Here is a 19,994-nt window from a genome sequence, read left to right as displayed (position 1 = left end):
GCTGGCAAAATCCGGTCAGTCCGGATAAGAAGCCAACCAGATAGCGACGTCCCTGTAGGCCTGCTGACGGACCGTGCGCCGTGACAAGAACACATCATGGAGAGCGCCCGGGTAGCGGAACACCGCTGTCCGCCGTCCAAGTCCCAGGGCCCGGCGGGCAGTCTGCTCAACATCGATCACCGCGTCGACGCGCATGAGCTCCGCGCTCCACTCCGACTGGATGCGGGTGCGTCCCGAAAGCAGCACGAGCACCGGAGCATCGATATTGAGTTTGCGTTCGACGGCGGTGTGTCCCGCCAGGACTGCCTTCGTCCACCCCGCGCGTATCGGGAACGAAGTTCGCGGCCGCCATTCCGGATCAAGGGTCCATTCCCCGTGGGCCAGGTTGCTCACGCTTTCCCAATAGGCCGGCATCTCCGGAAATCGGAATGGCCGCTTGGGATCCGTGCGCGCAAACGGTTCCACCAAATGCATCGCGATGCTGCGGATCAGGCTGCTGCCCTGAAGCTCCAGCCACGGCGAATTCAGCGTCAGGGTGGCAATGCGGCCAGGGTTCCGGTCAGCCCACAGTGCCGCGATCAGGCCGCCCAGGGAATGGGCCAGCAGGTGGACGGTAGGCGCCTCCGCGCTACCGGTTATTTCGGCGATGTCCTGGTTTATCGCAAGCAGCGCGGCATCGATGTCTTCGTCGTATACCCACAGATCGGTGGTGTAGCCGGGAGTTTGCCCCGGCCGTAGGCTGCGGCCGAACTTACGTAGGTCAAGCGCATAGAAATGAAATCCGGAGGCACCCAGGAACTCCGCCAGTTCTGTCTGCATGAAGTAGTCGGCCCAGCCGTGGAGGTACAGCACCACCCTCGGTGGCCCCTCCGTGACCGGAACCTCCCTCCTGCGTCGGCGTCCCGTGAAGGCCGTCAAGGCATCGAGAAGTCCGTGTGGCGCCGACTGAGCTGGCACCGGACGGACGTGTCGGACTAGGGTGGCGCAAACCGGACCTTCTTCGTCGGGTGGAAGTTCCAATTCCAGGGCCTCGAAACCACCGCCCAGAAAATCCTGTTGCCATACCGGCACACCCAGCTCCGTGGTCATGGCGCATCCCCCGGCTGTCCATGTTCCTCGCCGGCCAGATGCTCCGGCGGCAGGCCGTTCGAAATGTACCCGTGAATCCAGCGCGCAAGCCGGGCGTAGGCATCTGCGCGCACCGGGCCTGCCGAAAGGAACACGTCGTGAAGGCCGCCGTCCACCCGTTCCAACGTGACGGTGCGGCCTAGGGTCATGGCACGGACAGCCATGGTGTTCACGTCCAGGACGGCGTCTGAACGCCTCATGGACTCCTGCCAGATCATGCCGTTCGCGCTCGCTCCGGAGATCAGCACGAGGATAGGGATGTCAATTCTCAGCCCGCGGGCCACCCTCGTGTGTCCGCTGAGGATAGCGCTGAGCCATCCTGCCCGCATAGGGAAGGCCAAGGGTGGCCGGTATTTGGGATCAACGAGCCATTCGCCCTCGGCTGAGCTGCTGATGCTGCGGTAGTAGAACCCGCGTTCGGGCAAGCGCAGGATTGTCGTGGGGCGGAAGCGCGCAAGCGGCTTCACCATAGTCTGGGCTGCGCGGCGGACCAAGGAACTTCCGTGCATTTCAAGCCACGGGCTGTTGAGTACAAGGTACTGGACGGAACCGGGGTTGCGGCTGACCCACAAGGCGGCCACGAGGCCTCCGGTGGAATGTCCCATCAGGGTCAACGAACGGGGCACCTCCCCAAAAGGGTCGCCGGAGCGGATCATGTCGATGGCTTTGCCGATCTCGGCGTCGTAGTCATCCAGATGTTCCACGTAGCCACCCGGGGTGTCCACCTGCAGGCTGCGGCCGTGGTTGTGCATGTCGAGCGCGTAGAAGTGGAAGCCTTGTCCGGTCCAAAACTCTGCCAGCGCGACGTTGAAAAAGTAGTCGCTCCAGCCGTGCAGGAAAAGGATGGAACCGTTGGCGGCCAGTGGCCGATCGCCACCTCCCGCCCCCTCGTGAGGGACGTGGCGAACCAGTGTTGCACGCCGGACCACCCCGTCAGGTCCTGCCGCCTCGAATGCGCAACTTTCGAAGTCCGCGCCGAGGATGTCGGTCTGCCACTCCATGGGAACAGCTTAGACACTCGCTGCGGCATCGCCCCCTGCTGCGCGCCCGGAGAACAGGCAGCCGCCCAGGAAGGTTCCCTCCAATGCCCGGTAGCCGTGGATTCCGCCGCCGCCGAAGCCAGCCGCCTCTCCTGCCGCGTACAATCCCGGGACCGGCGCTCCGGAACCGTCAAGGACGCGTGAACGAAGGTCCGTCTGTAGTCCGCCAAGGCTCTTGCGTGTCAGCACGGAGAGCCGAACGGCCACAAGCGGGCCGTGTTTCGGGTCCGTGAGCCGGTGCGGAGGGGCCACACGCATGATCTTGTCGGTGGCGAACCTCCGCGCCGCCCGGACAGCGGCGAGCTGCGGGTCCTTGCCCAGCCCGCTCGCCACTTGCTGGTCCCGATCGCGGATGAGGTCATCGAGCTGGCCAGGATCTATCCGGGGCGAACCCGTCAGCGAGTTCATTTTTCCAGCTAGTTCGGTGGCCGTTGCAGCCTGCAGGAAATCCACGCCACGGTCCAGGAAGCTGCGCAACGGGGAATCACTGGCAGCACTGAGGCGGGAGGCCAGGAGCCGGATGTCCTTGCCTGTGAGATCCGGATTCTGTTCAGAACCTGACAAGGCGAATTCCTTCATTGCGATGGTCCGGTTGCACACGAACCACGAATGCCCGTGTCCGCCCGCCAGGATATGCCTGAGGGCGCCCAAGGAATCGAACCCTGGAAAAAGCGGGGCGGGCAGCTGCCGTCCCGTCGCATCAATCCACAGCGACGACGGACCCGGGAGGATGCGGATGCCATGTAAGGGCCACACGGGGGAGTGGTTGTGGATGCCTTCGGGGTAGTGCCACATGCGGTCACCGTTGATGAGCCCTCCGCCGGCGGCAGCAGCGGCAGCAAGGAACTCGCCATCCACGGAGGCCGGTACACCGCTCAGCATGTGTTCCGGCGCCGTTCGGTCGGGCCATTGCCGCCTCACCATTGCATGGTTTCCACCAATTCCGCCGGTGGTGACGATGACGGCCCCGGCAGTCGCTTCAAAACTCCCGACGACGGTCCGCGACGACGCTTCGCCGCGTCCAGCGCCGGACGCCTCAAGAATCTCGCCGCTGACCCCGGTGACGCGGCCCGCCGTCGTCGTTAGTTCCGTGCCGCGATGCCGGAAGTGGAGGGATACCCTGCCCCGGGCGATGCCCTCGCTCACCTTTTCCAGGAACGGTTGTACGACGCCGGGGCCAGTGCCCCAGGTGACGTGGAACCGCGGGACTGTGTTGCCGTGGCCTTGCGGACCGTAGCCGCCGCGCTCGGCCCATTGCACCAGCGGAAAGAGCCGCACGCCGAGCGATCTCAGCCACCGGCGTTTCTCGCCGGAGGCGAAGTCAACATAGGCCTCCGCCCAAAGCCGGGCCCAGGAGTCCTCCGGCCTATGAAAGGCCGCGGATGCCAACCAGTCGCTCAAGGCAAGTTCGGCGCTGTCCCTGACGCCCAGCCTTCGCTGTTCGGGGGTGTTGACCAGGAACAGTCCACCGAAAGACCAATGTGCCTGGCCGCCCACGGATGCTGCAGGTTCCTGGTCCACCACAGCAACCCGTTTCCCGAGTGCATAGGCTTGGGCGGCGGCCACGAGCCCCGCAAGTCCCGCGCCAATGACGAGAACATCGGCTTGAATGGTTGCCTTGGAGTGAACTCCGTCACGTGGATTGCTCGGCATTCGTACATGCTACCGCCCGGTAACCGCTCTGGTTTGGTGCGCCGCCCGTAAACCGGAAAACTAGGAACATGCGCGTTTACCCAACATTCTTCAAGCTGGCCTTCTCCTGGATGGATGCCGAAAAAGCCCACAAGATCGGCTTCCAGGCGATCCGCTTTGCACACCGCTCGGGAGCGGGGCGCGTTCTGGCCAAAATGACGGCACCGCACCCCTCGCTGCGCACGGAGGCTTTCGGCCTGACCTTCCCCTCGCCGTTCGGCCTTGCTGCCGGTTTCGACAAGGAGGGCCACGGAATCGAGGCCCTCGCGGAATTGGGCTTCGGCCACGTGGAAGTAGGCACCATCACGGGCCAGGCCCAGCCAGGCAATGAAAAGCCACGGCTTTTCCGCCTGATCGAGGACAAAGCCGTGATCAACCGCATGGGATTCAACAACGACGGCGCCGCGGCCGTGGCGCCGCGCCTCAAGGCTGCGAGGGCGGCGCTGCAGCGCACGCATGCCGGAGTTCGCCCCGTGATCGGTGTCAACATCGGCAAGACCAAGGTTGTCGAGCTCGACGACGCGGTTGAGGACTATCTGGTCAGCGCCCGGAGCCTGGCGCCCGCCGCCGACTATCTCGTGGTCAATGTCAGTTCGCCGAACACTCCCGGCCTGCGCCAGCTCCAGAATGTCGAGACCCTCCGCCCGCTGCTGCGCGCCGTAGGAGACACCGCCGACGAATCCGCTGGGCGCCATGTCCCCCTGCTGGTCAAGATCGCCCCGGACCTCAGCGACGACGACATTGACGACGTCGCCCGCCTCGCCCTGGACCTCAAGCTCGATGGCATCATTGCCACCAATACCACCATCGGACGGGAGGGCCTCGTTTCCGAACCGGGCAAGGTGGCGGCCTGCGGCGCCGGCGGGCTCTCCGGTGCGCCCCTCAAGGAGCGCTCGCTCGAGGTACTGCGCCGGCTGAAGGCCGCGGTGGGGGAGGGCCTGGTGCTCATCGCCGTCGGCGGAGTGCAGTCCGCAGCCGACGTCCAGGAAAGGCTCGACGCTGGAGCCACCCTGGTCCAGGGATACACCGCGTTCCTTTACGAAGGTCCGTTCTGGGCCGCCGGCATCAACAAGGCCCTTGCGAAGCGCCGCCGCTAGCCACGCTATCGATCGCCACATGCGGACAAGCAAAAAGACCCTGGAACAGCTGGTCCAGGGTCTTTTTGCTTACTTGGACTCTTGTCCTTGGTCGCTTGCGTCCTTGGTGGCTTGCGGCCCTAAGCGGGGTACTGGCCACGCTGGACCTGCGGCTTCGGAAGGCGCAGGCGACGGAATTGCAGGGAACGCATGCTGCCGTACCAGACAGTGCCGCGCTCGACTTCGCCGAACTTCTCCGTCAGGCCCTTCCGCAGCTTGCGGGAGAGGATGAACACGTCCGCGAAGACCGCCAGGAACATGACCCAGAAACCGATCAAGACATAGCTGAGGGCATCGCTTCCTGACGGAATGATGAAGGAGATCACTACGAACAGCAGCGCTCCGAACATCAGGTACTCGCCGAGGCTGAAACGGGCGTCGACGTAGTCGCGGGCGAAACGCTTTTGGGGTCCCTTGTCGCGCAGCGGCAGGTATTTTTCGTCACCGGTATCCAGCGCCTGGCGCATTTTCTGGCGCTGGTCCTGCACGGCGATGCGCTCGGCTTCCTTGGAGGCCTTGCGGTCGGTTGGCACCAAGGGGCGCTTCCGAGCGGCTTCCTGTTCTTTGCGCTTGGGTGTGGGCGCGCCCTTACCAGCACCTGCACCTTTCGCGGCGGCATCGGCGGCTAGCTGGTCTACTGAGTCTTGAGCGCTCGGCTCATCCTTTTTACGTCCAAACACCCCTACAGAATACCCCGCAGGAAGCGCCCTGAAGTCGACGCAACGTGGACCCCAGCGAATGAGTCCGCCACGCCGTCCATACCAGTTCCCCCGTATCTCTCCCAGCGGTAGTGTTTTCGCCATGACTTCAATGAATGCGGAGATCCCGCAGACCTTTTCCGGCGGCTCCGGCACGATCAATGTCGATGCGCTCAAGTCCGCCGTCGAATCTTCCTTTGACGAGACCATGGCGCGTTTGAAAGCGCTGGTCGCCATCCCGGGTATTGCTTGGCCAAGTTTCGACCCCGCGGAACTTGAGCGCAGTGCCGAGGCCGTTGCGGCGTTGGTCCGCGAGTCGGGCTTCGCCGATGTCCAGATTCTGCGTTGCGACAAGACGGACGGCACTCCGGGAGGACCGGCCATTGTTGCGCGCCGCCTTGCAGCGCCGGGCAAACCGGCCATCCTCCTGTACGCGCACCACGATGTGCAGCCGCCTGGCGACGTGAGCCTGTGGGATACCGAGCCGTTTGTCGCCGAGGAACGGGAAGGCCGCCTTTATGGCCGCGGCGCAGCCGACGACAAGGCTGGAATCATGGCCCACCTGGGCGCCTACGCCGCTGTAACCCAAGTGCTGGGAGATGATTTTGGTCTCGGCGTCACCCTGTTCTTCGAGGGCGAGGAAGAAGCGGGCTCGCCAACCTTCCGCACATTCCTCGAAACACACCGTGATCTCCTCGAGGCGAACGTCATCGTCGTGGCTGACTCCAGCAACTGGAAGGTCGGCGTTCCAGCCCTGACAACCAGTCTTCGCGGCCTGGTGGACGGCACCTTCGAGGTGCGGGTGCTGGACCACGCCGTGCACTCCGGCATGTTCGGTGGTCCTGTGTTGGACGCGCCGACCCTCTTGTCCCGCTTGATCGCGACCTTGCACGACGACGACGGCAACGTGGCCATCGAGGGCTTGGTGGCCAAAGATGACGTCGTAGAGGACGTTGACGAGGACCAGTACCGCGCGGATGCCTCTGTGCTCGACGGTGTGAGGCTTGCCGGCAGCGGCAGCATCGCCTCACGGCTGTGGACCAAGCCCGCCTTGTCCATCATCGGCATCGACGCACCCGCCGTCGACGTCGCATCCAACACGCTGCTCCCTTCAGCGCGCGCGAAGTTCAGCCTGCGCTTGGCTCCGGGGCAAGATCCGGATGCCGCTATGGACGCAATGGGAAGGCACCTGGCGGCCCACGCGCCCTTCGGAGCGCAAGTGACGTTCGTGCCGGGGGAGCGCGGCAACGCCTTCTCTACAGACACCGGCTCGCCTGCGGCCCGGATCGCGATGTGGGCGCTGGGTGAAGCCTGGGGTGTACCGGCCGTCGAGATGGGGATCGGTGGATCCATACCTTTCATCGCGGACCTGACCGAAACCTACCCCGATGTCCAGATCCTCGTGACCGGCGTAGAGGATCCGGATTCCCGGGCGCACAGCGCCAACGAATCACTTCACATTGGTGACTTCCGTAATGCCATCCTGGCCGAGGCAATAATGCTGGCGCGCCTTAACGCGGAAGGCCTCTGACACTCCAGATCCCGAAGGTGTCCATATGGGTCACCAGGGGAACAAGATCCACTGCGGGGAACAAGGTAACGGTCCCGGCGGTTACGTTAGAAGTTATAGCTATGCGTCGGCTCGACGTAGCATGTAGCTATAACCCGCACGTATTTGGGTAAGGGCAGGCAGCGCGAAGGCGCAGCCGCCAAGAGCGTCATAAGAAGGTAGGCCAATGAGCACTGCAACCAACGAAAACAGCACCGGAGCGCAGCTCGCCGGCGGTGAGCTTCCCGAGCACGAGGTCAAGTTGACCGACGTCGCCGCAGGCAAGGTCCGGAGCCTTCTTGAACAAGAAGGTCGCACGGACTTGCGGCTCCGCGTCGCTGTTCAGCCAGGCGGCTGCTCGGGTCTGATCTACCAGCTCTACTTCGACGAGCGCCTGCTCGACGGCGATGCCGTCCGCGACTACGACGGCGTCGAAGTGGTTGTCGACAAGATGAGCGTCCCGTACCTGAGCGGTGCCAGCATCGACTTCGAGGACACGATCTCGAAGCAGGGCTTTACGATCGACAACCCCAACGCCGGCGGGTCTTGCGCCTGCGGCGATTCGTTCCACTAAGCCGGGCAGTCGCAGACTGTTGGCCCAGTTCAGGAGCGGGTTCAACCCGACCCGACGCACTGGGCCAGCATGTCGGCGAAATCCGCTTGGTAGCGGTAAGCTCTACATCGGGTAGTAAAACTTTAGTGTGCCCGGTGGGCCTTTGGTCTGCCGGGCTGCAGCAACAAGAGGAAGGGCCGTCTGTGAGTTCGCAGAACCGAACCGGCAGCCGACGCATAAAGATCACCTCGATCACTGGCTTGGCACTAGCCGGCGCGTTGGTTTTGACCGGATGTTCACCAGAGGTAGAGAAGGGCTGGTTGCCCACCGAGCGTGGCACCACCAACCACACCGATCGGATCATGGACCTCTGGGTCAACTCATGGATCGCCGCCCTGGTCGTCGGCATTATTACTTGGGGCCTGCTGGTCTGGTGCATCATCGCCTACCGCCGCCGCAAGGGCACCACGGGTTTTCCCAAGCAGCTTAGCTACAACCTCCCTCTGGAGGTCTTTTATTTGACCATTCCGCTGTTCATGGTCTTGGTGTTCTTCTACTTCACCGACCAGGACCAGCGTGCGATTGATGACCGCTCCCAGCCGGCCGACGTCGTCGTTGACGTCCGCGGCAAGCAGTGGGCCTGGGACTTCAACTACGTGAAGGGCTCGGTCGTCACCGAGGACCTCCACGAGGCAGGCGTCCAGGCACACCTCACGGGCAACGATGTGGACAAGGAGAAGCTCTCCACGTTGTACCTTCCGGTCAACAAGTCGGTTGACCTGGAGCTGAACTCCCGCGACGTCATTCACTCTTTCTGGGTCCCCGCCTTCCTGCAGAAGCGCGACATGATTCCCGGCAAGACCAACTACATCAGGTTGACCCCCACCAAGGAGGGAACCTATGACGGCAAGTGCGCCGAACTTTGCGGTGAATACCACTCAGAGATGCTGTTCCGCGTGAAGGTTGTTTCCGAGGCTGAGTTCCAGGCTCACATGAACCAGCTTCGCCAGAGCGGTAATACGGGTCTTCTCGATTCGAAGTACGACCGCAACCCGAACCTGAACGAGAAGAATTAAGGGAAGCGACGTGGCTACTTACACTCAATCCGCCGGAGTCCTTGAGTCTCCGGTAGTACCGAAATCCAAAGGACGCATCGTCGTCAACTGGATCACCTCCACCGACCACAAGACCATCGGGTACATGTACCTGATCGCGTCCTTTGTGTTCTTCTGCCTGGGCGGCGTCATGGCCCTGCTCATCCGTGCAGAGCTGTTCGAACCCGGCATGCAGATCCTGCAGACCAAGGAACAGTACAACCAGCTCTTCACGATGCACGGCACGGTCATGCTCCTGATGTTCGCGACGCCGCTCTTCGCCGGCTTCGCGAACGTCATCATGCCGCTGCAGATCGGTGCCCCGGACGTTGCCTTCCCGCGACTGAACGCATTGGCCTTCTGGTTCTTCCTCTTCGGCTCCACCATCGCCGTGTCCGGCTTCATCACCCCGCAGGGTGCGGCGTCCTTCGGCTGGTTCGCCTATGCGCCGTTGTCGAACACGACATTCACGCCGGGCGTCGGCGGCGATCTCTGGGTCTTCGGCCTCGCCCTGTCCGGTTTCGGAACCATCCTGGGTGCTGTCAACTTCATCACTACCATCATCTGCATGCGCGCTCCGGGCATGACGATGTGGCGCATGCCGATCTTCACCTGGAACACCCTGGTGACGGCCATCCTGGTCCTCATGGCGTTCCCGCCCCTCGCCGCTGCGCTCTTCGCACTCGGCGCGGACCGCCGCTTTGGCGCCCACATCTTCGATCCGGAGAACGGCGGAGCTGTCCTCTGGCAGCACCTGTTCTGGTTCTTCGGCCACCCCGAGGTGTACATCATTGCCTTGCCGTTCTTCGGCATTGTCTCCGAGATCTTCCCGGTATTCAGCCGCAAGCCGATCTTCGGCTACAAGGGCCTTGTCTACGCAACCATCGCCATCGCTGCACTGTCCGTGACCGTGTGGGCGCACCACATGTACGTCACCGGCTCCGTACTGCTTCCGTTCTTCTCCTTCATGACGATGCTGATCGCGGTACCCACCGGCGTGAAGTTCTTCAACTGGATCGGAACGCTGTGGCAGGGCTCCATTACCTTTGAGACACCCATGCTCTGGAGCATCGGCTTCCTGGTCACCTTCCTCTTCGGTGGCCTGACCGGCATCATCCTGGCCTCTCCGCCACTTGACTTCCACGTTTCGGACTCGTATTTCGTGGTTGCACACTTCCACTACGTGGTCTTCGGTACGGTCGTGTTCGCCATGTTCGCAGGCTTCTACTTCTGGTGGCCCAAGTGGACCGGCAAGATGCTCAACGAACGCCTGGGCAAGATCCACTTCTGGCTTCTGTTCTTGGGGTTCCACGGCACCTTCCTCATCCAGCACTGGCTCGGCGTCGAGGGCATGCCCCGTCGCTACGCGGACTACATGCCGCAGGACAACTTCACCTGGATGAACCAGTTCTCCACGATTTCATCCTTCGTCCTCGGTGCGTCGCTCCTGCCCTTCTTCTGGAACGTCTACATCACGTGGCGCAGCAACAAGAAGGTTGAAGTTGACGATCCCTGGGGCTTCGGAGCCTCGCTCGAGTGGGCTACGTCCTGCCCGCCGCCGCGGCACAACTTCACTTCGCTTCCCCGTATTCGTTCCGAGCGTCCGGCCCTGGACCTGCACCACCCGGAGCTCGCACAGCACCACACAGCACAGTCGCCTGAGCCGGCAGCAACACTGCTTGGCAATGCTGATCAGAAGGACGCCAAGTGAAGATCGAATCATGGATTTTTGGAGCCGGGTCGTTTTTCTTCATCCCCGTTGCACTGGCCTACGGTTTTCTGACCCACTGGTCTGAGTGGGTTGGCACGCTGGGTATTCTCCTGGTCGGTGGCCTGGCTGGCATGATCGGCGGTTATCTTGGTTTCACAGGCAGGCGTGTCGGTATGCGTCCGGAAGACCGTCCGGACGCCGAGATTCACGAAGGCGCCGGCGAGCAGGGACACTTCAGCCCCTGGAGCTGGTGGCCGCTGGTCCTCGGCTTGGCTTGTGCCGGTGGCTTCCTTGGTCTCGCCGTAGGTTTCTGGATTACTTTCGTCGCCGCTGGCTTGGCTCTCGTAGCCCTGGTCGGTTGGGTCTTCGAATACAGCCGTGGAGATCACGCGCACTAGAAGCACCTTGAACAACGATGGCGGGCCCCACCAATCGGTGGGGCCCGCCATCGTTGTCCTATACGGATGGTGTCCGCCGGCACGCCTTTCCCGGAGCCGTACCTGTGCGTTTACCCCGCTCAGCGCCCCTCTACGGCCTCCAAGACGGCCGAAAGGGCGTCTAGGGCGTCAGTAACCTCTTCAAGTGTCCGACCAGCTGGTAGCGGTTCTCCAGCGACCGATAGAACTACCTCGCAGCCATGGCCGAAGTCCTCGGTCATGACCTCAAGAAGGGACCTCGCATCGACCGCCTGCTGGCCGGGTTTCCGGATGGTCACCGGGAGCCCGGTGGCCGTCACCGCACGGACAAACACGGCGGCTGCCCGTGCATGGAGGCCGATCTCTGCGGCGACGATGGCTTTGTGCTCGGGCAAACCGGCTCCTTTTGACTCGGACGGCCAAATGCCGACTGCGATTTTGATCCTTACAAGCGTAGCGCCGCCACGCGAGAGCACCGTCCACAGCGTCCAGCTGGTCTAGACCTGCAAGGAGAATGGCCTACGCTTGTTTTATGGAAGATTTCGGGGCCGGAGACCGTCATGCCTGCTGAAGCAGCACGTATCACGGGGGAGATCGACCGCAAGAGCGGCACTCCTATCTACGTTCAACTGCGCGAGATCCTGCGAACCTACATCTCGGAGTCTTGCAAGCCCGGTGCTGCCTTGCCGTCGGAGCGGGACCTCTCTGAACGTTTCGGACTAGCCAGGATGACGGTGCGGCAGGCTATTGATGCCCTCGTCGGCGAAGAGGTCATTGAACGAGTGGTTGGCCTGGGAACTTTCGTCCGCAAACCGAAGCTGGACCTCCAAGTAAAGCTCACGTCCTACAGCGAGGAAATGCAACGTCGCGGCATGGTTCCGGCGGCGAAGGTTTTGAGCTTCGAGCAGATCGCCGCGAGTGCCTTCCTGGCGCGGGAGCTCCAGCTGGAGGAGGGGACTCCCTTGGTTCGCTTCCGGCGGCTCCTGCTCGCAGACAACGAGCCTATGAGCGTGGACGAGAACTTCATCCCCGCCCATCGCGTGCCGGGCCTTTTAGACGGAGCGCCTCCCACTTCGCTGTACAACGTGTTGAGCGAAAAGTACGGACTCGTCATGGAATGGGGCGAGGACATGATCGAAGCAACTGCGGCTTCGCCATCGACTGCGAGGCTCTTGAATGTGGATGTCGGCACTCCGCTGCTCAAGATTCAACGTCACGCCTTCGTCGCACGCGCCATGGTGGACTATTCCGTCTCCTACTACAGGGCTGACCGGTATAAGTTGTGGGTCCCGTTGCAGCGCCCAGGCGTTCGGTCCACGCGAAGCCAGTCCACAGGGTATCGTACCCACTAGCCTCAAGGCCTCAGGGAGTGGCCCGGTAGCCGGTACACATAGACAATGAGAGAGGGCCCCGTCCAATTGCGGACGGGGCCCTCTCTCGTTTGCTATCGCCGAGAACTAATGGCTCAGGCTCTTGTGCTCTTCGCCGGACTCGATGGCCTCATGGTGGCCATGACCGTGTGCGGCTTCAAGCTCGGCTGGCGTTGCCGGAGCAACACGGTCTTCGAAGAACCATTTGGAAAGTGCCGCGCGGCGCTTTTCCTTCGGAGTGACCACACCGTGCTCGTTCGGCTCAGCCGGCAGGGGGACGGGCGACTCGAAGCCGACGAGCTTGTAGTGCTTATAGTCGTCCAGCGGTGCGTGCACCTCGATGAATTCACCATGCGGCAAGCGCACGATGCGACCGGTTTCGCGGCCATGCAAGGCGATCTCGCGGTCCTTGCGCTGAAGCGCAAGGGCCACGCGCTTGGTCACCATGAACGCGATGATCGGGCCAAGGAAGAAGAGCGTGCGCAGCCAGTACGTAACGTCGTTCAGGGCAACGTGGAAGTGCGTTGCGATGAGGTCCGAACCTGCAGCGGCCCACATGACGCAGTACCAGGTGAACCCTGCGACACCGATGGCGGTGCGGGTTGGAGCGTTGCGAGGACGGTCAAGGACGTGGTGCTCGCGGTTGTCCTTGGTGATCCACCGCTCGATCCACGGGTACATGAAGAGCACGGTGAAAATGATGCCAGCAGGAACAAGGGCCGGGAGGAGGACATTCAGCGTCAGCACGTGGCCGAAGATGACGTACTCGAAGTGGAAGTCGTTGACGACACCCGGCATAAGACGCAGTGCACCATCGACGAATCCGATGTACCAGTCAGGCTGGGTACCGGCAGACACAGGGGAGGGGTCGTACGGACCGTAGTTCCAGATCGGGTTGATAGTGAACATCGCAGCCATAAGCGCGACGACACCGAACACGATGAAGAAGAAGCCTCCGGCCTTTGCGGCGTAGACCGGGCCCAGGGGGTAGCCAACGACGTTACCGTCGCTGCGGCCGGGGCCAGGGTACTGCGTGTGCTTGTGGACAACAACCATGAAGAGGTGGATGACGATCATCAGAAGGATCATGGCCGGCACCAGCAGAATGTGCAGCACGTACAGGCGGCCGATGATGGCCGTTCCGGGGAACTCGCCCCCGAAGAGGAAGAACGAGATGTATGTTCCGATCACCGGGATGGACTTGATGACGCCGTCGATGATGCGCAGGCCGTTACCGGAGAGCAGGTCGTCGGGGAGGGAGTATCCCGTGAAGCCTTCAGCCATAGCCAGGATCAACAGGACACCACCCACAACCCAGTTCATTTCACGCGGCTTGCGGAAAGCACCCGTGAAGAACACGCGCAGCATGTGCACACCAAGCGAGGCCACGAAGAGCAACGCCGCCCAGTGGTGCACCTGGCGGAAGAACAAGCCACCGCGAATGTCGAACGAAATGTTCAACGAGGAGCTGTACGCCACGGACATTTCGACATTGGTCAGCGGGGTGTATGAACCCGAGTAGTGGGTCTCCGCCATGGACGGGTCAAAGAAGAACGTCAGGAACGTACCCGACATGAGCAGGATGACGAAGGAATACAACGCCACTTCACCGAACATGAAGGACCAGTGGTCAGGGAAGACCTTCCGGCCGAACTCACGCAGGATTCCGGATCCGCCGACGCGCTCGTCAACGAAGTCGGTGATACGGCCAACTTTGGTCGTGGGTACGAAGGGGACTTCAGCTGTTGATGAGGCGCTCATGCTCGTCACGCTCCCAGTAACTCGGTCCTACAGGTTCTTTGAAATCGCTCGTGGCTACGAGGTAGCCCTCAGCGTCGACCGCGATGGGCAGCTGGGGGAGCGGACGGCTGGCGGGTCCGAAGACAACCTTGCATTCCTTGGTGAGGTCGAAGGTCGACTGGTGGCACGGGCACAGCAGGTGGTGCGTCTGCTGCTCGTACAAAGCAACCGGGCAACCAACGTGGGTGCAGATCTTGGAATAGGCAACAATTCCGTTGTAGCTCCAGTTTTCACGGCCCTTGGAGATCGTCAGGTCGCCCGGGTTGAGGCGCATGAGCAGGACGACGGCTTTGGCCTTCGCGTTCAGCTTGCCTTCCTGGAGCTCGTTAAGTCCTTCGGGGATCACGTGGAACGCAGAACCGATGGTTACATCCGATGCCTTGATCGGGGTTCCGTCGGGGTCGCGGGTGAGGCGCTTGAGCTTGCCGTCCTGGGGTGCCCACATGGTGTGTGCGAGCTTGTCGTCCGGGCGGGGTCCAAGGTCACCAAAAACGGCCAGGGCCGGGAGGGGTGCCAGTGCCACAGCGCCCAAAAGGGTGTTGCGGATCAGGGGGCGACGCTTGATGCCGGTTTCCTCGACGATGTCCTCGACGATCCGTACGGCGGCCTTGCGGTCTTCCTCAGTGCGGATGGCGTGGCGCTCTTCCGATACCTCGTGGTCCGGCATGAGGGCCTTGGCCCAGTGCACGATGCCGGTGCCGATCCCGAGCATCGCGAATGCGGTGCCAAGGCCAAGCAACAGGTTTTGCGTGCGGATCGTTGCGATCGTGGAGTCTTGCCCAAGATCGATGGCAAAGTACGACACCAGGAAGATCACCGTGCCGATGACGGAGATGCCAAACAGAATGGCTACCTGTCGCTCGGCTCGCTTAGCGGCTCTCGGGTCCGTGTCAGCCAGGCGCAAACGGTGCGGAGGAAGTCCAGGATCCTGGAACTTCTCCACAACATTCTGACCAGCCGTAGCTACGGTGCCCGAGTGGTTCGGACTGCCGTCACTATGGTTGCCCATAATTCGCCTCATCCTTCTCTCGTTGTCCCGGCCGGAACCGGGTTAATGTTCAATTCAAAACTGCTGTGGGGACAGCAGAAGCTTTTAGTGCGCCTGGACTAAGACGTACGCGACGTCAGCCAGATGGTGAAGGCGATGATGACGCCAAGGCCTGCAACCCAGACGAAGAGGCCTTCGGAAACCGGACCCAGCGAACCGAGGTCGGCGCCACCCGGCGAACCGTTGGCTTCGATCTTCTTCAGGAAGGTGATGATGTCGCGCTTGCCCTCAGGAGAAATGTTGGCGTCGTTGAAGACGGGCATGTTCTGCGGACCGGTCGCCATGGCTTCATAGATGTGTTGGCCGGAGACACCAGCCAAGGCCGGAGCGAACTTCCCGCGGGTCAACGCACCGCCGGCAGCTGCGGCGTTGTGGCACATAGCGCAGTTGACGCGGAAGAGTTCGCCACCCTTGGCGGCATCTCCCTTTTCGTCAAGCAGTGCTGCATCGGGAATGGCCGGGCCGGCGCCGAGCGAAGCGACGTAAGCCGCCAGCTGCTGCGTCTGCTGGTCGTTGAACTGCCTCGGCTTTTCTTGTGCCTGGGGTCCGTTCATCTGCATGGGCATACGGCCGGTGCCAACCTGGAAGTCAACCGCAGCCGCACCCACGCCGACCAGCGAAGGGCCGTCCTTGGTTCCGCTGGCGCCCATGCCGTGGCAGGTGGCGCAGTTGGCGGCAAACAGCTTGCCACCCTCCTGGGCGTCGCTTGCGCTCAAGGTAGTGGTGTCTGCCTTCGCCTGGTTGACCGTTGTGGCAACGGCGTAGAGCCCACCAGTGACGAGGAGTCCCATCAGCAGCAGCGCAATGGCTGCCAGTGGATGACGTCGCTTCTGCGAGAGTGCCTTCACGTGGTGGTTCCTTTATTCGATCCTGCGTCGGCTCCGTGAGCCGCTTTTTGAAAATTCATCCTCTTGCGGAACAAGAGTCAGTGCTTGGCTACTTCAGGACGTAGATGACCAGGAAGAGCCCGATCCACACAACATCCACGAAGTGCCAGTAATACGAGGTGACGATTGCAGAGGTCGCTTCAAAGTGCCCGAACTTCTTGGCCGCGTAAGCGCGACCGATGATGAACAGGAAGGCTATGAGGCCGCCGATGACGTGGAGACCATGGAAGCCGGTCGTGATGTAGAACGAGGAACCGTAGGCGTTGGCCGAAAGGGTGACGTGCTCCGAAACGAGCATGGCGTATTCGGTGGTCTGCCCGGCAACGAAGAAGGAGCCCATGAGGAACGTCAGGATGAACCACTCGGTCATGCCCCAGCGGGTGAGCTGAAACACGCCGCCTCGACGGCGTGGCTCGAGTCGCTCGGCAGCGAAGACGCCCATCTGGCAAGTAAAGGAACTGGCCACAAGGACGATCGTGTTGACAAGCGCAAACGGGAAGTTGAGCTTGCCGGTTTCTTCAGCCCACAACGCACCTGACGTTGATCGCAGGGTGAAGTACATGGCAAAGAGACCGGCGAAGAACATCAACTCACTGGAAAGCCACACAACGGTTCCAACGGAAACCAGATTGGGGCGATTCAGCGTCGGGTGCGCCGGGGTACTGGGGGCATGGGTCGCAGATGTCACAAAGACATTATGTCTGTAAAAGTCCGGACTTCCCAATGCGAACCGCCTTTTGGGGGGACTTTTTCTACAAACACGCGAATTCGCGCGGAAAAGTTCCCTGAGTGGTTCGCATTGGTCATGGAGCCGGGTGGATCGCTAGCATCAAGTGGTGACTTCACAGGCATCTGCACAGCAGGCAAGCAACTCGTGGCCCGGACTCATCTCCGCCCTGATCAAGGGGCATGACCTCTCCGTCGAGAACACAGCATGGGCCATGAACACGATCATGTCCGGGGAAGCCGCCCCTTCCCAGATTGCCGGCTTCCTGGTTGCGTTGCGCGCAAAGGGGGAGACTGTGGAGGAAGTCACAGGACTGGTTGAGGCGATGCTTTCCAACGCCAACCCCGTGAGTATCCCGGGCGAAAAGCTGGACATCGTGGGCACCGGGGGCGATCAACTCAACACAGTCAACATCTCCACCATGGCTGCACTTGTGGCCGCGGGTGCGGGCGCGCGCGTCGTCAAGCATGGAAACAGGGCGGCGTCGTCGTCGTCAGGCTCCGCTGACGTCCTGGAAGCCCTTGGCGTGAGGCTCGACTTGCCGATCGAGCGCGTTGCCCGCAACGCTGAGGAGGCTGGAATCACTTTTTGTTTCGCGCAGGTTTTCCACCCGTCATTCCGGCATACCGGAGTTGTCCGGGCAGAACTCGGCATCCCCACGGCCTTCAACTTCCTGGGACCGATGACCAACCCGGCCCATGTCCAGGCTTCAGCCGTCGGGGTGGCCAATGCCACCATGGCGCCGCTGATCGCGGGGGTCCTGGCACGCCGGGGGAGTCGCGGACTCGTATTCCGCGGAGGAGACGGTCTCGATGAACTGACCACCACAGGTCCATCCACGGTGTGGGAAATCAGGAACGGGGAAGTTACCGAACTGCTGTTCTCGCCGGCCGACCTGGGGATCGCCTTGGCAACCGTCGCGGATCTCAGAGGCGGCAACGCCGAGGCGAATGCCGCCGTCGTGCGCGAAGTACTGGGCGGGAAGCCGGGCCCGGTCCGAGATGCCGTGTTGCTCAACGCCGCTGCCGGCTTGGTTGCCTTCAACACTTCTGCCGAAGGACCGTTCCTGGACCGCATGAAATCGGCATGGCTGCGGGCCACCGAGTCCATTGACTCCGGAGCAGCCGCCCGGGTGCTGGACACGTGGGTCGGACTCACTCAAAACTGAGCCGGCCAGGCGCCAGGGGTTTTGGCGTTTACTGCTCGAAGCCCAAGGAAAAAGCGGCGTCCAGATCGTGCTGGGAGTATGCGCGGAATGCGATGTGCGTGGTGGTGTGAACCACTGCAGGAACCTTGGAGAGCTTGTCTGCGATGACGTCCGCCAGCTCCTCATGCCTGGCGACACGTGCCACGGCAATAAGGTCCCATTCTCCTGTGACGGAGTAGACCTCGCTGATGCCCTGGATGGCGGAAATCTCCTCGGCCGTCTCCGGGATACGTGAAGCGTCGGTCTTGATCAGGACAAAAGCGGTGATCACTGGGGGCCTTTCCGAAGTGCGGCAGTGGACGATGCAAGCCTAGTGCATGGGTTGGCGCTCAGGGCTTACCGCTCCGTCGACGAACCCGGGACACAAGGGCGATCACGGCACGGTAGCCAAGCAGCAGTATCGCCAAGCTGATCAAAGCAACGATGATGAAGGCAAGTACTACGGTCTGGCCAGTAACTGCGCGCAGCAGCATGCCGCCGGCCACGGTTCCGATCCATACAACGACGCCGGACGGCCAGATCGCGAACGGCGCCCGCCAGATCCTCGCGGAAAGCCACGCTATCGCAGCTCCCGCAAGAAACGGCCAGGCCGTCGAGAAGACCCCCGTCAAGACATCGGCGCGCTGGTGTGCGTCCCTGCCAATGGCCGCGAAAACCAGTATGAGAACGGCATCAACGAGTGCGGCGATGACGGCAGTCCGGACCAGGGTGGGTTTTGCAGCAGGCATGGAAACGACCCTATCCCGCAGGGATGCCGAACTCTAACCGATGGGGCTCAGGTCCTGGACGAACGCCCGGGAACAAAGCCTTGTACCAAAGCCCAGCTGCAGGGAAGATGTGGCTACCAAACCTGGAACGAAGCCAGTCCCTGGAGGTAAATAATGCGGTTGATCCAAGTTGCCCAGCGCGCCGTCGACCTCGACCGGGCAGCCGCTTTCTACTCGCGGCTCTTGGGCAGCGAGCCAACAGGAAGGTTCGATCCACCTGGGCTCCTGTTCTTCGATTTGAACGGGGTTCGGCTCCTCCTGGATAAGGGCGCTCCGACGTCGCTTATTTATCTTGACGTGGCCAATGTCAGGTCCTCGATTGAAAGGATCCGTGCCTCAGGAGTCAAGGTCGTTCAGGAACCACAGCTCATCTACAGCCACGTTGACGGGAGCCTTGGACCCGCCGGAACTGACGAGTGGATGGCGTTCATCGAGGACAGCGAAGGCAACACGGTGGGACTCGTCGGCCGCGAGCCATCAGGAACCTAGGGAGCGTGTCAAACCCGGTCTGTTGCGATCTTGGCCGCGAACCCGATGAGTACGACGCCGGCGATGCGGTCCGTGACTTTGCCCACCACAGGTGATTGGAGCCATCTGCGGGCAAAATGGGTTGCGGCGATGATGCCCGCGAACCACAAGATGCCCTCAATGCTGTGGACCGTCGGCAGAAGTATGCCCATCAGCAACGGCGAAGCGCCCGGCGGCAAAAGCTGCGGGATCATCGCCATGTAGAACACTCCTACTTTCGGATTCAGCAGACTGCACGTGATGCCAGTCAGCCATGGAGAGCGTCCGCTTGCCGGCCGGGGCTGCGCCATGGATTCGGCCGTGGCCGGGGCAAGGTCGGGAGCTGAGGCGAGGGCCACTCGCGGGAAACTCTTGATCAGCATGGACAAGCCCAGCCACGCCATATAGGCGGCACCAGCCAATTTGAGGACTAGAAATGCGGTTTCCGAAGCAGCGAGCAAAGCAGACGCGCCGACGGCGGCAGCAACACCCCACACCATCGTGCCTGTGCAGATCCCTCCGGCTGCGGCGAACGCCGGAACCCGGCCCCGGCTGATGGCAGTGCGCAGCACGAGGACCGTGTCCATTCCCGGAATGATAGTGAGCAGCGCGGCAACGACGGCGAAGGAAGCCAAAGCGGCGGGGATGGTCATGCTCTATGATA

General features: G+C 62.1%; 21 protein-coding genes. 9 read left to right on the top strand and 12 right to left on the bottom strand.

Translation table 11 applies throughout. The annotated features are described in order from the left end of the window. Positions 1 to 15: 15 nt before the first annotated feature. From OW521_RS22110 to OW521_RS22100, 3 genes are read right to left on the bottom strand one after another with little or no spacing between them, the layout of a single operon-like run. The gene (locus OW521_RS22110) at positions 16 to 1,089 is read right to left on the bottom strand and encodes an alpha/beta hydrolase (protein WP_268021611.1); all 1,074 of its coding nucleotides are present in this window, start codon (positions 1,087 to 1,089) and stop codon (positions 16 to 18) included. Beyond that, on the bottom strand, positions 1,086 to 2,129 hold the full coding sequence (locus tag OW521_RS22105) for an alpha/beta hydrolase (RefSeq protein ID WP_268021610.1): 1,044 nt from the start codon (positions 2,127 to 2,129) through the stop codon (positions 1,086 to 1,088). The genes OW521_RS22110 and OW521_RS22105 overlap by 4 nt, the downstream gene beginning before the upstream one ends. A gap of 9 nt (positions 2,130 to 2,138) precedes the next feature. Beyond that, the gene (locus OW521_RS22100; protein WP_268021609.1) at positions 2,139 to 3,821 is read right to left on the bottom strand and encodes an FAD-binding dehydrogenase; all 1,683 of its coding nucleotides are present in this window, start codon (positions 3,819 to 3,821) and stop codon (positions 2,139 to 2,141) included. Between the two features lie 68 nt (positions 3,822 to 3,889). On the opposite strand from OW521_RS22100, the gene OW521_RS22095 reads away from it, so the two are divergent. Continuing rightward, positions 3,890 to 4,957: a quinone-dependent dihydroorotate dehydrogenase gene (locus OW521_RS22095; protein ID WP_268021608.1), complete on the top strand. Its 1,068-nt coding sequence runs from the start codon at positions 3,890 to 3,892 to the stop codon at positions 4,955 to 4,957. A 119-nt stretch (positions 4,958 to 5,076) separates the two neighbouring features. On the opposite strand, the gene OW521_RS22090 is transcribed toward OW521_RS22095, so the two are convergent. Continuing rightward, positions 5,077 to 5,676 (bottom strand): DUF3043 domain-containing protein, encoded by a 600-nt coding sequence (locus OW521_RS22090; protein ID WP_268021607.1) that lies wholly within the window; start codon positions 5,674 to 5,676, stop codon positions 5,077 to 5,079. 121 nt (positions 5,677 to 5,797) lie between these two features. On the opposite strand from OW521_RS22090, the gene OW521_RS22085 reads away from it, so the two are divergent. The 5 genes from OW521_RS22085 to OW521_RS22065 all read left to right on the top strand — a co-directional run bounded on the left by OW521_RS22085 (position 5,798) and on the right by OW521_RS22065 (position 10,999). Continuing rightward, positions 5,798 to 7,225 (top strand): dipeptidase, encoded by a 1,428-nt coding sequence (locus OW521_RS22085; protein ID WP_268021606.1) that lies wholly within the window; start codon positions 5,798 to 5,800, stop codon positions 7,223 to 7,225. Between the two features lie 205 nt (positions 7,226 to 7,430). Beyond that, positions 7,431 to 7,817 carry a HesB/IscA family protein gene (locus OW521_RS22080; RefSeq protein ID WP_059390004.1) on the top strand — a complete coding sequence of 129 codons (387 nt, stop codon included), beginning with the start codon at positions 7,431 to 7,433 and terminating at the stop codon, positions 7,815 to 7,817. A gap of 182 nt (positions 7,818 to 7,999) precedes the next feature. Next, a complete protein-coding gene (gene ctaC, locus OW521_RS22075; RefSeq protein WP_268021605.1) occupies positions 8,000 to 8,872 on the top strand; it encodes an aa3-type cytochrome oxidase subunit II in 873 nt (290 codons plus the stop codon). Positions 8,873 to 8,882: 10 nt separating this feature from the next. Next, the gene (gene ctaD, locus OW521_RS22070) at positions 8,883 to 10,601 is read left to right on the top strand and encodes an aa3-type cytochrome oxidase subunit I (RefSeq protein ID WP_268021604.1); all 1,719 of its coding nucleotides are present in this window, start codon (positions 8,883 to 8,885) and stop codon (positions 10,599 to 10,601) included. Beyond that, positions 10,598 to 10,999, top strand: coding sequence for a cytochrome c oxidase subunit 4 (locus OW521_RS22065; RefSeq protein ID WP_268021603.1), 402 nt, complete (start codon positions 10,598 to 10,600; stop codon positions 10,997 to 10,999). Before ctaD ends, OW521_RS22065 begins: the two co-directional genes overlap by 4 nt. Positions 11,000 to 11,118: 119 nt before the next feature. Here the strand turns inward: OW521_RS22065 and OW521_RS22060 are convergent, their stop codons facing one another. Continuing rightward, positions 11,119 to 11,412 carry an HPr family phosphocarrier protein gene (locus tag OW521_RS22060; protein WP_268021602.1) on the bottom strand — a complete coding sequence of 98 codons (294 nt, stop codon included), beginning with the start codon at positions 11,410 to 11,412 and terminating at the stop codon, positions 11,119 to 11,121. Positions 11,413 to 11,577: 165 nt separating this feature from the next. On the opposite strand from OW521_RS22060, the gene OW521_RS22055 reads away from it, so the two are divergent. Beyond that, on the top strand, positions 11,578 to 12,369 hold the full coding sequence (locus tag OW521_RS22055; protein WP_268021601.1) for a GntR family transcriptional regulator: 792 nt from the start codon (positions 11,578 to 11,580) through the stop codon (positions 12,367 to 12,369). 105 nt (positions 12,370 to 12,474) lie between these two features. On the opposite strand, the gene qcrB is transcribed toward OW521_RS22055, so the two are convergent. The 4 genes from qcrB to ctaE all read right to left on the bottom strand — a co-directional run bounded on the left by qcrB (position 12,475) and on the right by ctaE (position 16,810). Further along, positions 12,475 to 14,148 (bottom strand): cytochrome bc1 complex cytochrome b subunit, encoded by a 1,674-nt coding sequence (gene qcrB, locus OW521_RS22050; protein ID WP_268021600.1) that lies wholly within the window; start codon positions 14,146 to 14,148, stop codon positions 12,475 to 12,477. Continuing rightward, positions 14,126 to 15,196 (bottom strand): cytochrome bc1 complex Rieske iron-sulfur subunit, encoded by a 1,071-nt coding sequence (gene qcrA / locus OW521_RS22045; RefSeq protein ID WP_268021599.1) that lies wholly within the window; start codon positions 15,194 to 15,196, stop codon positions 14,126 to 14,128. Before qcrA ends, qcrB begins: the two co-directional genes overlap by 23 nt. A gap of 98 nt (positions 15,197 to 15,294) precedes the next feature. Beyond that, positions 15,295 to 16,083 (bottom strand): cytochrome bc1 complex diheme cytochrome c subunit, encoded by a 789-nt coding sequence (gene qcrC, locus OW521_RS22040; protein ID WP_268021598.1) that lies wholly within the window; start codon positions 16,081 to 16,083, stop codon positions 15,295 to 15,297. Between the two features lie 88 nt (positions 16,084 to 16,171). Further along, complete coding sequence (gene ctaE / locus OW521_RS22035; protein WP_442781189.1) at positions 16,172 to 16,810, bottom strand: aa3-type cytochrome oxidase subunit III; 639 nt, start codon at positions 16,808 to 16,810, stop codon at positions 16,172 to 16,174. Positions 16,811 to 16,958: 148 nt separating this feature from the next. Here ctaE and trpD point away from each other — a divergent pair, with 148 nt between their 5' ends. Beyond that, a complete protein-coding gene (gene trpD / locus OW521_RS22030; protein WP_268021596.1) occupies positions 16,959 to 18,017 on the top strand; it encodes an anthranilate phosphoribosyltransferase in 1,059 nt (352 codons plus the stop codon). A 28-nt stretch (positions 18,018 to 18,045) separates the two neighbouring features. On the opposite strand, the gene OW521_RS22025 is transcribed toward trpD, so the two are convergent. After that, positions 18,046 to 18,327 carry an Lrp/AsnC family transcriptional regulator gene (locus OW521_RS22025; protein WP_268021595.1) on the bottom strand — a complete coding sequence of 94 codons (282 nt, stop codon included), beginning with the start codon at positions 18,325 to 18,327 and terminating at the stop codon, positions 18,046 to 18,048. A gap of 58 nt (positions 18,328 to 18,385) precedes the next feature. Then, positions 18,386 to 18,784 carry a DUF3054 domain-containing protein gene (locus OW521_RS22020; protein WP_268021594.1) on the bottom strand — a complete coding sequence of 133 codons (399 nt, stop codon included), beginning with the start codon at positions 18,782 to 18,784 and terminating at the stop codon, positions 18,386 to 18,388. A 153-nt stretch (positions 18,785 to 18,937) separates the two neighbouring features. On the opposite strand from OW521_RS22020, the gene OW521_RS22015 reads away from it, so the two are divergent. Then, on the top strand, positions 18,938 to 19,312 hold the full coding sequence (locus tag OW521_RS22015; RefSeq protein WP_268021593.1) for a VOC family protein: 375 nt from the start codon (positions 18,938 to 18,940) through the stop codon (positions 19,310 to 19,312). A gap of 8 nt (positions 19,313 to 19,320) precedes the next feature. Here the strand turns inward: OW521_RS22015 and OW521_RS22010 are convergent, their stop codons facing one another. Continuing rightward, positions 19,321 to 19,983 (bottom strand): LysE family translocator, encoded by a 663-nt coding sequence (locus OW521_RS22010; protein ID WP_268021592.1) that lies wholly within the window; start codon positions 19,981 to 19,983, stop codon positions 19,321 to 19,323. Positions 19,984 to 19,994: the final 11 nt, after the last annotated feature.

The organism is Arthrobacter sp. MMS18-M83, assembly GCF_026683955.1.
Taxonomy (GTDB): Bacteria; Actinomycetota; Actinomycetes; order Actinomycetales; family Micrococcaceae; genus Arthrobacter.
The sequence above is the reverse complement of the archived record's forward strand: the minus strand, read 5'-3'. Positions and strand labels throughout refer to the sequence as shown.